Origin of the sequence: Paraburkholderia sp. (assembly GCF_036488795.1) — a bacterium.
Lineage (GTDB): Bacteria > Pseudomonadota > Gammaproteobacteria > Burkholderiales > Burkholderiaceae > Paraburkholderia.
Genome location: NZ_DASXHA010000160.1, coordinates 1 through 13,849 on the forward strand (window position 1 = coordinate 1; position 13,849 = coordinate 13,849).

13 protein-coding genes are annotated in these 13,849 nt (G+C 60.4%); 6 read left to right on the forward strand and 7 right to left on the reverse strand.

From position 1 onward, the window contains the following. Positions 1–208, reverse strand: a 208-nt coding sequence (locus VGH41_RS22985; protein WP_331599924.1) for an Lrp/AsnC ligand binding domain-containing protein, incomplete at its 3' end; no start/stop codon positions are given. Between the two features lie 27 nt (positions 209–235). Here VGH41_RS22985 and VGH41_RS22990 point away from each other — a divergent pair. Then, positions 236–1,429: a trans-sulfuration enzyme family protein gene (locus VGH41_RS22990; RefSeq protein ID WP_331599925.1), complete on the forward strand. Its 1,194-nt coding sequence runs from the start codon at positions 236–238 to the stop codon at positions 1,427–1,429. 262 nt (positions 1,430–1,691) lie between these two features. Beyond that, the gene (locus tag VGH41_RS22995) at positions 1,692–2,612 is read left to right on the forward strand and encodes a LysR family transcriptional regulator (protein WP_331599927.1); all 921 of its coding nucleotides are present in this window, start codon (positions 1,692–1,694) and stop codon (positions 2,610–2,612) included. 141 nt (positions 2,613–2,753) lie between these two features. Here the strand turns inward: VGH41_RS22995 and VGH41_RS23000 are convergent, their stop codons facing one another. Then, positions 2,754–4,142, reverse strand: coding sequence for an FAD-binding oxidoreductase (locus VGH41_RS23000; protein WP_331599928.1), 1,389 nt, complete (start codon positions 4,140–4,142; stop codon positions 2,754–2,756). 279 nt (positions 4,143–4,421) lie between these two features. Between VGH41_RS23000 and VGH41_RS23005 the strand changes: the two genes are divergently transcribed. Both VGH41_RS23005 and VGH41_RS23010 read left to right on the forward strand, forming a co-directional pair. Continuing rightward, positions 4,422–5,351 (forward strand): ABC transporter substrate-binding protein, encoded by a 930-nt coding sequence (locus VGH41_RS23005; protein WP_331599929.1) that lies wholly within the window; start codon positions 4,422–4,424, stop codon positions 5,349–5,351. After that, positions 5,351–6,985: an amino acid ABC transporter permease/ATP-binding protein gene (locus VGH41_RS23010; RefSeq protein WP_331599930.1), complete on the forward strand. Its 1,635-nt coding sequence runs from the start codon at positions 5,351–5,353 to the stop codon at positions 6,983–6,985. Before VGH41_RS23005 ends, VGH41_RS23010 begins: the two co-directional genes overlap by 1 nt. Before the next feature lie 84 nt (positions 6,986–7,069). On the opposite strand, the gene VGH41_RS23015 is transcribed toward VGH41_RS23010, so the two are convergent. From VGH41_RS23015 to VGH41_RS23035, 5 genes are read right to left on the reverse strand one after another with little or no spacing between them, the layout of a single operon-like run. After that, entirely contained in the window at positions 7,070–8,584 is a 1,515-nt protein-coding gene (locus tag VGH41_RS23015; RefSeq protein ID WP_331599931.1) for an amidase, read from the reverse strand. 34 nt (positions 8,585–8,618) lie between these two features. Beyond that, complete coding sequence (locus VGH41_RS23020) at positions 8,619–9,299, reverse strand: GntR family transcriptional regulator (protein WP_331599933.1); 681 nt, start codon at positions 9,297–9,299, stop codon at positions 8,619–8,621. A 32-nt stretch (positions 9,300–9,331) separates the two neighbouring features. After that, a complete protein-coding gene (locus VGH41_RS23025; protein ID WP_331599934.1) occupies positions 9,332–10,369 on the reverse strand; it encodes an ABC transporter substrate-binding protein in 1,038 nt (345 codons plus the stop codon). Beyond that, positions 10,351–11,172 (reverse strand): ABC transporter permease, encoded by an 822-nt coding sequence (locus VGH41_RS23030; RefSeq protein WP_331599935.1) that lies wholly within the window; start codon positions 11,170–11,172, stop codon positions 10,351–10,353. Before VGH41_RS23030 ends, VGH41_RS23025 begins: the two co-directional genes overlap by 19 nt. After that, on the reverse strand, positions 11,169–12,029 hold the full coding sequence (locus tag VGH41_RS23035; RefSeq protein ID WP_331599936.1) for an ABC transporter ATP-binding protein: 861 nt from the start codon (positions 12,027–12,029) through the stop codon (positions 11,169–11,171). The genes VGH41_RS23030 and VGH41_RS23035 overlap by 4 nt, the downstream gene beginning before the upstream one ends. 322 nt (positions 12,030–12,351) lie before the next feature. On the opposite strand from VGH41_RS23035, the gene VGH41_RS23040 reads away from it, so the two are divergent. Both VGH41_RS23040 and VGH41_RS26645 read left to right on the forward strand, forming a co-directional pair. After that, positions 12,352–12,639, forward strand: coding sequence for a hypothetical protein (locus VGH41_RS23040; RefSeq protein WP_331599937.1), 288 nt, complete (start codon positions 12,352–12,354; stop codon positions 12,637–12,639). Positions 12,640–12,809: 170 nt separating this feature from the next. Then, on the forward strand, positions 12,810–13,787 hold the full coding sequence (locus VGH41_RS26645; protein ID WP_414696702.1) for a tyrosine-type recombinase/integrase: 978 nt from the start codon (positions 12,810–12,812) through the stop codon (positions 13,785–13,787). Positions 13,788–13,849 lie beyond the last annotated feature (62 nt).

The window sequence follows — 13,849 nt, forward strand, 5'->3', positions numbered from 1 at the left end:
TAAGAGAAATTGCGGACTCGACAGAAATGACGCCGGGAATTGTACGAAGCTTTTCCCTGATGAATCTCCCGTACTCACCTGGGTTGCGCGCAACGACGCAAAGCAGGAAATCGGTTGCTCCGGTGATGTTATGGCACCAGATGCTCCGAGCATCCGCTCCGCTTAGAAAGCAAGCACCTTTCGACATTGTTGCGTCACACTTGGGCATTCATCAACGGACGGAACTCCCCATACCATGCATCCAGATAAGCCTGGCTTCTCGACAAATGCTATCCACGCCGGGTACACCCCGACCAGATACGATGGCGCGTTAAACACTCCTATATTTTGCACGTCCGCATACGCTTTCGATTCGGCAGAGCAAGCTGCTGCGCGCATAGGTGGCAAAGAAGAAGGAATGGTCTACTCGCGAGGAGGAAATCCAACCGTGCGGGTGCTCGAAGAGCGGCTGGCCATTCTGGAAGGTGCGCAGGCCGCCGTCGCCCTGGCGTCGGGAATGGGCGCAATCAGCACGCTCGCGTGGACGCTCTTGCGTCCCGGGGACGAATTACTCGTGGACGTTACTCTCTACAGCGGAACGCAAACTCTGGTCAATTCACTTCTGCCCGAGTTCGGGATCGTCACGAAAATTGCGGACTTCACCCGCCCCGACGAAGTGGGTGCATCTATTACCCGCAACACGGCACTCGTCCTTTTCGAATCGCTTACCAATCCGAATATGCGCATGGTGGACATAAAGGCCATCAGCGAAACTGTTCGTGAGCACTCCGAGGCTTTGATTGCAGTGGACAACACCTATTGCACTCCGTATCTGCAGCGTCCGCTGGATTTTGGAGCGGATATCGTGTTGCACTCCCTGACGAAATACATCAACGGTCATGGTGATGTCATCGCCGGGATTGTGATGGGATCGGCTGAAGTCGTGAAGCGGGTAAGGACGGCGGGAATGAAGAATTCGACCGGTGCGTGCCTATCGCCGGTCGATGCCTATCTCATTCTCAGAGGATTGAAAACTCTTACGATTCGCATGGACCGGCATTGTCACAACGCGCAGATCATTGCTGAATATCTTGAGCGCAGTTCTTCTGTCAAAAAGGTCCACTACCCCGGTCTTCAATCCTATAGCCAATATGACCTGGCACGACGGCAAATGAAGCAGCCCGGAGGGATGATCGCTTTTGAACTCAAAGGCGGAATCGAAGCGGGAAGGAAGTTTATCAATTCGTTGCGCCTGTTCACTCGCTCGCTTAGCCTCGGCGATGCAGAAAGCCTCGCGTTACATCCCGCAAGTATGATGGAGACGGTATACGCACAACCGGGTCAACCGGATTCGCTGATAGACGATGGGCTTGTGCGTCTTTCGGTGGGGTTGGAAAACGTTGAGGATTTGCTCGCGGACCTGGAGCAGGCACTGAACGTTCTGGCCTGACCGGGTCAGAGCATTGCGAGCACGTAGACCCTCTGCGCAGCCCCCATCCGGTCCCTTTAAAGTGGTCTTTGCCATTATCTGATAAATCAGATATAGTCTAGATCAGACACCGATCTATCAGCAATGACCCGCTCTCTCGAAGCCATTTCTTTTGCCGGTTCAGCGCATCGGCTTTGCGCTGAACCAGGCCCGCCACCCGCTTACACCTGTGGGATGGGTCATCACGAAGCGCCTTTGCATGCGCTGCCATTAGGGGGACCACGTGGACTATCTTGAGAGCTTGCGAGTATTCCGCTCTGTCGTCGAGGCTCACAGTTTCAGGCGGGCAGCGGACAATCTGGGGATTAGCGTGGCAGCCGTGTCACGTGCTATTTCAGGACTCGAGACGCGGCTGGACAGCCGTCTGTTCCATCGAACGACGCGGCAGATTTCAATGACGGAGGCCGCAGAACGCTTCTATGCTGGCAGCTCCCGCATTCTGGACGATCTGGAGGTGCTGGAAGCTGAAGCGTCAATGCAGACAGTTCAGCCGGCCGGTGTGCTCCGACTCGTCGCCCATACTACGGCGACCGTGCTTCGGCTTGTACCGCTGATCTCGACCTTCAAGCGCAAGTATTCCAAAGTCGATCTGGATGTGACCCTCACCGAGCGACCGGTCGATCTGGTCGCGGACGGCTACGACCTGGGCATCGTCGTGCCCTTCATGTTGAGCGCGGAGACCGTCGTCACTCGACTTCTGGAGCGCGTTCCGCTCACTATCGTAGCAACCCCGGAATATCTGAAAAGTCGCACAGTACCCCTGCATCCATCCGAGTTGACCAGACACACGTTCGTCGCCGTACCGCCGTCCGTTCGCAAGCCCGAATTGACCTTCCGCCTGGACGAAGGAGATCTGACCATCCCGCTGACCTATCACGTCGCCTCGAATAATCCAATGTTCAATCGGGAAATGGTACTGGAGGGATTCGGCATCGGTGCCATGTCAGCCACACTCGTGCAGGCTGAACTAGCCTCCGGCAGGCTGGTACCGATCCTTCAGGAGTTCGAAATCGTCGATGGTGCGTTTGAAATTCGGCTCGCCTACAACTCGCGAACACTCTTGCCGGCCAAGGTTAGAGCATTTGTCGAGCATGCCGCAGCGTTTTTCGAGGACACAGCAGACACCTCGCCCGCATTGAGCTGATTCGAAGCTGTCCCAATCCGCTTGATGCACACGCTGATACGGTGTTCCGTAGGAAGGCCGCAATTCTTTCCGGACACGGAATGTGCGTCGCCATGCCCGGATGCGTGCATCAACCATCAAACCAGAGCCGCCGCTCCTCGCTTAAAAAATCTTCCCAGGATTCAAAATCCCGTTCGGGTCTAGCGCGGCCTTCACCGCGCGCATCGCGGCGATATTGGCGTCGCTGTTCGTGAAGCCGAGATACGCTTTCTTTTTCGTGCCGATGCCGTGCTCCGCCGACACGGACCCATGAAACTCACGCGTCACCTCGTAGACCACGTCGTCGATCTCGCCATGCAGCGTCTTCCTCGCCCCGGGCACGTCGACCACGATATGCAGATTGCCATCGCCAAGATGGCCGTAGATCATCACCAGCGCATCCGGCCATTTGTCGCGCAGCCGCATGTCGCAACGTTTTGCCGCTTCACCCACGTCGCGGATCGAAAAGCTCACGTCGTACGCGGCATGGTTCGGAATGAACTTCGGATATTCACCCGGTGCGTCGCGAATCGCCCAGAATGCAAGCGCATCCGCCTCCGATGCAGCCAACGCCGCGTCGCCGACGACACCGGCCTCCAGCATCCGCGCAAGAAACTCTTCGAAGCCTTGCGCGTGCCGCGCAGGATCCGTGCCGACACTCTCAAGCAGCACGTAGAACGGATACCGCTCCGCGAGCGGCGCACGCAGGCCCGGCAGATTGAACAGCACCGCGTCGTAATAGCCAGCCCACATCACCTCGAATGCGGAGACACCGGCCGTGAGGCCAGCCTGTGCGGCTTCGAGGAGCATCGTCACCGCTTCGTACGACGGCAGCGCGCACCATGCGGTGGCTACCGCGGTCGGTCGCGGCCTTAGACGCAGCACCGCGCGCGTGATGACGCCTAGCGTGCCTTCGCTGCCAATCAGCAGATTGCGCAGATCGTAGCCACTATTGTTCTTGATCATCTTATGCAACGCGCCCACCACTTCGCCGCTCGCCAGCACCGCCTCGAGACCCAACACCTGTTCGCGCATCATGCCGTACTTGATGACGCGATTGCCCCCCGCATTGGTCGCCATGTTGCCGCCGATCATGCAGCTCCCGCGCGCACCCAGGTCCAGCGGAAAATACAGGCCCGCCTCGAGCGCGGCCTCCTGCACTACCTGCAGCGGCACGCCGGCCTCGACGGTCATGGTCCCTGACGTGCAGTCGATTTCCACAATACGGTTCATCCGGTCGAGGCTCAGCGCTACTTCACCGTCGCGCAGATTCGCGCCCCCCACAAGGCCGGTCAGACCGCCCTGCGTCACGATCGGCTGACGGAATGCATTGCAGATGCGCAACGCAATCGCCACTTCGCCCGTGTTGCGCGGCCGGATGATCGCGCGTGGCGTTGCGCCCGGCAAGCCGCTCCAGTCCACCACTTGCCGCGTGCCGAACTGCTCCGGCAGCACGATCACCTCCGCGCCCAACGCCTCGCGCAACCGCTCAATCACATCGCCTTGCTGCATGGGTGTCTCCTCCGCGATCGGAATGCCTGTCGGAAGAATACTGGCCTGACGACTATCCTGCCAGCGCCGCGTATTTGGTCCATCCAGTCCGGCGCCTGCACAAACGCGGTGCAGTGCCTGCGAAACTTCCTCCAGAGCGCCGCCCTGCATCGCCATACAAGCATTTGTACGCGTTAGGACAAGTGGGCGAAATTTCCTCCACCTACGCTTGCGTCGGTGCGATGCAACAAGGCGTACATGGGGTGGGCCATTGTCATCTGCCTTTCAGGGAGTTTCCGGATGCATACCAATCTTGTCGATCACGCGCATGGCTTGCGGCGCGCCAGCGGCGTGGTCCGTTATTGGCGCGAACTGCTCGTCAGCGCCGTCTGTCTGGTCGCGCTGCTCGCGTCCGGCCATGCAAGCGCAGCCACCACGGCCACGCCTGCCGAATGCACAGCACTGCAAGCGAAATACCCGCAATTCAAGGGCAAAACCTTCGTCAATGCGATCAACCCGCACACGCCGGGCTACGAAGCGCTCGACCCGAATGATCCGAGCAGGTACGTCGGCTTCGATATCGACCTCGGCGAGCGCATCGGCAATTGCCTCGGCTTCACGATGACGTACAAGCCGGTCACGTTCGCCGCGCTATTGACGACACTGCAAAGCGGCCAGGCCGACATCGTCATTTCGGATATCTACGCAACCGAAGAACGTGCAAAGGCTGCGGACTTCATTACGTATTCGAAGGTGTTCGACGGCGTGCTCGTCGCCAAGGGCAATCCGAAGAAGATCACCGGCATCAATCCGACCATGTGCGGCACCGCTGCCGCCGAAAACACCGGCTATGTGGAAATCCCGTTGATCCAGAACCTTTCGTCCACCTGTAAAGCGGCGGCCAAACAGGAAGCGTCCATCCAGCTCTACGACAACAACGCGAACTGCATTCAGGCGATCCTCGCGGGCCGTGCCGACACGTACATCAATGACGTCAACACCGTGGATGCAGCCGTCAAGGCCTATCCGGACAAGCTCGAAAAGGCCAGCGCGGTGACCCTGCCGTATTCGGTGGGCATCGGCGTACCGAAGGACAAGCCGGAATTCCGTGCGGCGGTGATGGCCGCTCTCGTCGCGATCCAGAAGGCCGGCATTCAGACCGATCTGCTGAAGAAGTGGTCGCTCGGCGCCGAGAACCTCGAAACCCCCAAGCTGATCGTGTCGAACTGATGGATCTGTTCCTGCACTATCTGGGCCTGCCGTATCTGCTCAAGGGCATTGGCTTCACGATTTCGGTCACGGTGCTGGGTCTTGCCGGCGGTCTGGTCGTGGGGCTGGTGCTCGCCAGCATGCAACTGAGCAAGGTCGGGCCGCTCGCCATCATCGCACGCGGCTATACGGTGATCTTTCGCGGCACGCCGCTGATCCTGCAACTGGTGTTCGCGTACGACGCGTTGCCGCATATCGGCCTGAAGCTGAGCGCGATGGGCGCGGCGGGGCTTGCGCTGGCGGCCAACGAAGGGCCGTTCATCGCCGAGATTCTGCGGGCCGGCGTGCTCGGCGTCGAGCGCGGGCAGCTGCTTGCGGGACAGGCGCTCGGCATGACACCCACGGTGTTGATGCGCCGGATCATTGCACCACAGGCGATCCGCACGATGGTGCCGGCGCTCGGCAACGAATCGGTCAGTGCACTGAAGAACTCGTCGCTGGCGTCGGTGATTGCCGTCGATGAGCTGACACTGCGCAGCACGCAGCTGGCATCATCGACATTCGACTTCTTCTCGATCTTCTTCGCCTCCGGTCTGATGTATCTGGTCTTGACGGGCGCGATTGCTGCGATCCAGCTGATTGCCGAAGCCGCACTCGATCTCGACCGCCCGGCTTCCGAACGTTTTGCGCGACTGCTGCCATGGCGCCGCAACCATGGGGCGGCGCATGCGGCTACGACCAGCACCAGCGTGAGTGTGAAGCAGCGCGCTGCCGCATCGCCAGACGAGGAACATCAACCGCTTGCCGTGCCCGTTTCGCCCGCTGCGACTCACGACCGCGCCCGGCGTTACGCGGACCTGTCACGCCAGCGCGCGGCCGTGCAGGTGAAGGGTCTGCGCAAACGCTACGGCGAGCAAACCGTACTGGATCAATTCAATCTGACGGTACGCGTCGGCGAGGTCGTCGCGTTGCTCGGACCCAGCGGTTCCGGCAAGAGCACGCTACTGCGGTGTATCAATCATCTGGAGCAATCGGACGCGGGCGAGATTCGCATCAGCGGACAGCGGGTCGGCATTCGCGTCGATGGCCGCGCCATGACCCAGCACGAGATCGCAAACGAGCGCGCCAGTGCCGGCGTCGGCATGGTGTTTCAGCATTTCAACCTGTTCAGCCATCTGACGGCGTGCGAGAACATCGCCGGTCCGCTGCGCTGGGTGCACGGCATGGCACCCGCCGAGGCGGAGCGGCGCGCGCGTGAACTGCTCGAGCGGGTGGGTCTGTCGCATCGCGCCGATGCGCTACCGCGTCATCTGTCCGGCGGCCAGCAGCAGCGCGTGGCGATCGCGCGTGCTCTCGCACCCAGTCCACGTGTGCTGCTGCTCGATGAACCGACCTCGGCACTCGACCCCGAGCTGGTTGGCGAAGTGCTGGACGTGATTCAGAGGCTCGCCATCGAGGACGGCCTGACGATGATCATCTCCACGCATCAACTGCGCTTTGCCGACCAGGTCGCCGATCGCGTCGTATTCATGAGCGGCGGCGCCGTGGTCGAAGAAGGTCCGGCGCATGAAGTGCTCACGCATCCTCGACATCCGCTCACCATGCGTTTTCTCAGCGTAATGGGCGCCGACAGCCGCCTCGAAGTCGCATCCTGAGTGCAGCCACGGCCAACGCCAGTGCCCCCTGCTCAGAATCCCGCACCGCCCGGCCGAGCTTGATGTTCGGCCGTGGCGTTCGGCTCAGCTGCCGCGCAATGCGCCCCGCGCCAACGCTTCATCAGACGGATCCGTCACAATGGATTTCAGGTCGGCATGACTCGCCGCCAGTTTGGTCAGATCCGGTGCGACACGTCGCAATGCGTCGTCGTGGACGAACGCGCTTTCCAATGCCTGCGCAATATCCAGCACGCGACGATCGCCCCTGAACGGTCCCACCAGTTGCATCCCGAACGGCATGCCCGCGTGATCCGTGCCGCCTGGCAACGACAACGCGGGGTTGGTGAGCAGGCTCACGACGTACGTCAAGCCAAGCCACCGGTAGTAGTTTTCCAGCGGACGTCCATCCATTTCCGCGAGATAGGGCTGCTGCCACGGGAACGGAGAAACTGGACAGGTCGGCGAGACGATCAGATCGTATTGGTCGAACACGGGCTGGAAGCGGCGGAACATGCGGGTCTGTTCCGCGTGCGCCCAGACGGAATCACCAAGCGACATCGTGAGGCCCATCTCGTAGTTGGTGCGCGTATTCGATCCGAGCAGATTCGGATCACGCTCATAAATCTCCTTGAAGCTCGCGATGAAATTCTGCGCGCGCAGCACGTCGAAGCAGCGGTTCACTTCGCCCAGATCGAAGTGCACCGGTTCGCAGACCGCCACATAGCGCGAGAGCGCCGCCATCTTGGCGCGAAAAGTTTGCCGTGTCGCGTTCGACACGTCGCACATGCCGAAGTCTTCCGTATAGCCGATGCGCAGCGTATTCAGATCGACCTCGCGCGCGCGCAGGATAGTGCGGAAATCGCATTCCACGCCAAGCGGCTCGGCGCCGTGCAGACCCACCGTCGCGGCCATTTGCAAACGCAGATCTGCCACGCTGCGTGCCATGGGCCCCGACACGCTCAGCGGCGACCAGCCCAGCAATTTTCTGTCTGACGGCACGAGTCCGGGTGATGGCCGAAAACCCACGACACCGCACAGCGCGGCCGGAATGCGCAACGAGCCGCCGGTATCCGAGCCGGTGCATAGCGGCAGCATATCGGTTGCCAATGCAACGGCCGCACCTCCCGACGATCCACCCGCGTTCAGGTTCGGATCGAAAGGGTTGCCGGTCGCACCCCACACCGCATTGCGGGTATTGGCGCCCGCGCCCATCTCCGGCGTGTTGGTCTTTGCCGTCAGGATTGCGCCCGCTGCGCGCAGACGCGCGACCAGCACATTGTCTTTTGACGGCACGTTGCTGCGAAAAACTGGCGAGCCGTAGGTCGTCAGCAAACCGGCTGTTTCTTCCAGATCTTTTACACCGAGCGGCAGACCATGCAGCAGACCCAGTTCATCACCGCGCATGACGGCCTGCTCGGCGACGCGTGCTTCTTCACGCGCCTGCTCGAAGCGTGTGGCGGCAAGCGCATTGACATGCGGATTGACGGCTTGCATCTGTGCGATACAGGCATCCATCAGTTCGACTGGCGACAACTGCCTGCTGGCAACCAGACGTCGAGCCTCGACGGCCGACAAGGTGTTCAACGCAACGGAATCCATATTCGCTTTTTTCCGGCTGACGATTCAGGAACGCTCAGCCGGATCTCCGGTGTGGCTGGCTATCGTCGGCCAGCCATTGGTTCACATATTCGACAACCGCGTCGCGTGTATTTTCCAGGTGGCCCCGGGTTTGCGCATACACGGCGTCGGCGTCGCCCGCCTCATATGCTGCCAGAAGTCCCGCATGCTCGCGATTGTTCGACGCCATGATGTCCTGATTCACGTGCATCGAAAGACTCACGTAAGGACGGGCCGCGCGCGACAGTGACTCGCACAGGTCGAACAGGCGGGTCTGCGCCTCGCCTTTCACCAGATGCGCGTGAAACTCCTCGTTCATCAGCGACCATTGCTCCGGCGATGCCGTCGCGACCATTGCCTCATGCGTGCGTTGCGCGGCATCGAGTTCAGCTGCCGCGATCTGCGCGCATGCGCGCTGCGCGAGCATCGGCTCCAGCATCATGCGCAGTTCGTAGATGCCGGTTGCGTCTGCGAGCGTCAGCCCGCGCGTCACGACACCTTTATTGGGGTCGATCGAAACCAGACCTTCCGCGCGCAAATCGCGAAACGCTTCACGTACCGGCGTCGTGCTGACGTGAAGACGTTTCGCCACTTCTTCCTGGCGCAGATGCGTATTGGCCGGATACAAGCCCTGCAGGATTTCAGCTCTCAACGTGCTCAGCACGTATTGCTGGGCGGTCCGATAAAATCTGGCCAATGCCTACCCCAGGTAAGAAGCGCTACTCGCGATCATTTGGCGCTAGCCTTGGCAAAGGAATTATCGACTGCACTATCGTACGCCACACTACCCGGTTTGATATTGCCGATGTACTCCTGCAAATCCAGCGCGTTACGGAACGCCTGCTCAGAGATGTCCGGTGTCGCCGCGTAGATCTTCTGGCTGATCAAACGATCCACCGCGGTTTCAACGATCTTCTTGTCGAGTGAAGGAAATTGCGCAACGGCCACGGCTTTAGCCGTATCAGGCGACTGCTGGATCAACGCCTCGGCCTGGGCGATGGACTTCACGAACGCCGTCACCATGGCAGGCTTTGACTTGATCGTGGACGCAAGCGTGTCCAGCGTCGAGAAAGCGTATCCGCCGGGATACGCCTTCGGAAAGGCATAAAGAATCTTGTAGCCGGAGGCGATGCCCTGATCCACTTGCGGCTCATACAGCGTCGCGGCCGCTGCGCGTCCCGCGGCAACCGGCGCCAGTTCCGTGCCGATCTGTACGGTGTTCATGTTCACGTTGGCAAGGTTCTCCTGCTTGACGAGACGCTGCAGCAGATAGGTGCTGGTCGACGGCGGCAACGCGGCCGACACCGTCTTGCCTGCGAGATCCGCCTGGCTCTTGAGCGGAGAATCAGGTGGCGTCAGAATCCACACGGGTACACCGGCCACGACGTTCGCCACATTCACGAGCGTTGCGCCTTTCAGATTGGCGAGCACCGCCGTCATCGGATCTTGCAACGAGAAATCCGCGTGACCGCCAATCACCGCGGCGACGCCCTGTGCACCGCTGCCTGCCGTCACCTTCTGCACATCGAGGCCGTTCTTCGCAAAGAAGCCCTTGTCCATGGCGACATAGAGCGGCAGATACTGGATCGACTGAAACGCCTGATAGACCACCACCTTTTCCGGCGCGGCCTGGGCAGACTGTCCTGCCGCCGATGCCAACACTACACCGGCCGCAAGCACTTTCATCAAGTGCCTGGCGAACACGCCATTGGACCGCGACTGCTTTTGCTGAGAGGCGAGAGACGGCTTCATCGTTTTGTCTTCCATGAAATGATCCGGTTTTCCGCGAGTTGAACGAGCGAGGAGAGCAGCGTCGCCATCAAGGTCAGGATGATGATGCCGAGCCAGACGGTATTGAGGTCGAACAGCGACCCCGCCACGAATACTTCGTGACCGAGTCCTGCTTGCGACGCGATGTATTCACCCACCACCGCGCCGATCAGCGCAAAACCGATATTCACGCGCAACGTGGAGAAGATCCACGGCAGCGCGCCGGGCACGATCAGCTTGCGAAAGATCATGCCGGGCCTGGCTTTGAACGAAAGGAACAGGTTCAACAGATCCCGGTCGACCTCGCGCGCCGCGGCGCATGAAGAGATCATCGCCACCGCGAAGGTGGAGATGCCGGCGAGCCACACCTTCGACGTCATGTCCGAACCGAACCAGATGACAATCAACGGTCCCAGCGCAATCTTCGGAATACTGTTCAACATCACCGCGAAGCCTTCGGTGACACCGGCGACGCGCGGCACGAACCAGAGCAGCAGGCCGAGCCCAATGCCGAGGCCGCTCCCAATGACCAGTCCGAGCACGGTTTCATAGAGCGTGGTCAACGTGTCGGTAATCAGATTGCCCTGTGCGAGTCCGACGGTCGCCGCCTTGTAGATGCCGAGCGGCGAGCCGAACAATTGGCCATTGATCCAGCCACGTCCCGCAGCCACCTGCCAGAGCACCACGAGCGCCACCATGATCAGCGTGACGACTCCCGTCGTTGCGCCAAAGCCTTTCAGACGGCGCATGCGTGGGCTGCGCCGTACCGTTCCTGTCGTGGAGATCATGACGTCACTCATGTCGACGCTCCTGCATGATGAATGGTGTTGCTGCGCAGACCGCCCCAGATGCGTTTGTGCAAGGTGCGGAATTCAGGTGCTTCGCGAGCCGAAACTGCCGTGCGCGGACCTTGCGTGGACAGATGAACGTCGAGCGAGTCTTCGATGCGCGCCGGACGGCCGCCTAGCAAAATCACGCGGTCGCTCATCGCAATCGCTTCCTCGATATCGTGCGTGACGAGCACGACACTCGTGCCGGTGCTGTCGCGCAGTGCCATGACATCGTCTTCGAGTGCGAGACGCGTTTCGTAATCGAGTGCGGAAAAAGGCTCGTCGAGCAACACGAGCGTCGGATCGACGAGGAGCGTGCGCGTCAATGCAACCCGTTGACGCATGCCACCGGACAGGGAATGTGGATACGCATCGACCACGGTGCTCAGGCCATAGCGTGCGAGCATTTCACGCGCACGCTCGACGTCACCGCGCGTCACCTTTCTGTAAAGCTCGATGCCGAGCAGCGCGTTTTGCAGCACGGATCGCCACGGCATCAGCAAATCTTTCTGCAGCATATAGGCGATGCGCCCCGCGCTGCCGTCGGCTCGCTGCCCAACATCAATGCGGCCCGCTTGCGGGCTGAGTAAGCCCGAGATCAGATTGAACAAGGTGCTCTTACCCGCACCGCTGCGGCCGACGATCGACACGATCTCCGCGGCGCCGACGCTGAAATTCAGGCCCGCAAAGAGCGTGGTTCGCACGCCGTCATCGGTTTCGAAACCATGATTGAGCCCTGCGACCGTGAGGCGCGGGGCGGCCTGCACGCCGTTGATGGAAGCGGTCTTGACGGACTGCGCTGAGGTAGACGTATTCGGTGTGTTCATTGGCATGACCGGGTAGTGGCGCAAGCGGCAACGCACGAAATAGCGCTAGAAATGCGGCGCTTCAGATCCGTTGTGCACAATGCACAATGAGCGAAAAAAATTTCGATCACAACTCGCCATAAAAAAATGTAGAGACTTTCACGGAGGCACAAAGGTCCATGCACGCCGCATGGCCAAGCTGGCCGTTTTGTCATGGAGGCGTCAGCGTTGAGACATCGCACAGCGCGTAAACTGAAATTTGCGTGGTGGAGACCGACACCCAGCCAACGACTATCAAAACCCGCTGGGCCCTTTCCTTTCAAACCTTGAACAGGAGTCGATCGTGATCCGGATCGCTTACATTGCAGCAACCGCAAGCCTCATCATTTGCGCGGCACCCGCCTTCGCGCAGGACGTCAACAACGGCACCCAGCAGGCACCCGCTGCTGCCATGAACAGCAACACGAGCGTCGCGCGGGCCGATACCGGCGTCGGGATGGACATGAGCGGACAGTCCGCATCTGGTTCGCCCGTCGGGCTGACACGCAGCCAGGTGAGGCAGCAACTCATTCAGGCCGAGCAGGACGGTCAGCTCAAGTACCTGAATGGCACGCTCTACAAGGGAAGTTAGCTCACGGCCTATAGCGCATCGTGCGTATATAGGGCGCCGCTTGCATCGTTCGATGCGAGCGGACAGGTGCCTGCTGTGTCCATCAAGACCCCTTCCCGCTAAAGACCGATTGTCGAATCGAAGATTCGCGGTGGTGGACGCCTCGCTGAGATTCAGTATATAAAGTGCCTATGAACAAGGCGTCTTTGTGGATCGACCATCCTGCTGCGGCCTACCGTGAATGGCAGACAACCGAAGCGTCCGGCGCGGATCGCCGGCCCTTTTCCGCGCGCTCCATCACGCAGCACACGGCTATGTTCGAACGTTTTCTGCGCCACCTCGTCACCCATCAAGCGACCCTGATCAACTTCGGCGCGCAGCATCTGGAATCGTTTTTTGCACACGTCGACAACCGTTGTGCCCCTGGCACGACTACACGACTGCGCTACGTCAAGCTGATTGACAGGCTCTGCCGGCATCTCGTCGTGCTCGAACTTCGGCGCAGCAATCCGGCCGCGGAATTCTTGCGTCATGAAGCGTGGCCCGAGGATGAACCGGTTCCGCTCTTTCTCAGCGACGAAGCCGATCTGCTCTTGCAGGCTCACACCCAACCGCTTGCCGACGACGTGCCGCGCGCAGTCCGCAATCGCGCAATCGTTGCGCTGTTGCTTGGTACTGGAGTCACGGCTGCCGAGATTCGCGCCGCGACTCACGAACACCTCGTCATTGATGCGACGCGGCCGCACATCCACGTACCCAGGCGCGGTGCGCGCGATGAACGCAAGGTGACGCTGGCCGCGCCCTATCTTGCAGCGCTGCTTGCGTGGCAGGCGCAGTGCATGGAGGCGACGCCGACCGCCTGGCTGTTTCCGGCGCCGCGCGGATCCGGGCCGATCAACGACATGCTGTTGGGGATGATTGTTAGAGAAGCGCTGGATGCGATCGGCTTTTCCGCGCCGGATATGAGTCCGCGTGTTTTGCGTAACACGTATGCGCGCCGGCAGCTGCTAGCCGGCCGAAGCAATGAAGACGTCAGCCGTCTGCTCGGTCTCACCAGTCAGCGCACTGTTGTTCGCTTGCGCGCCACACTCCCGGCTGATATGACTCCCGGTGTCAATCGGGATCGGTTTGTTTCAGGTTGTCGAATGCATATTGTTCGAATTTCCTGAGGGCGACGTAGCAGTACATCTCGACGGTGGATCAAGCTGATATTCGCGGGTTGGATACCGCA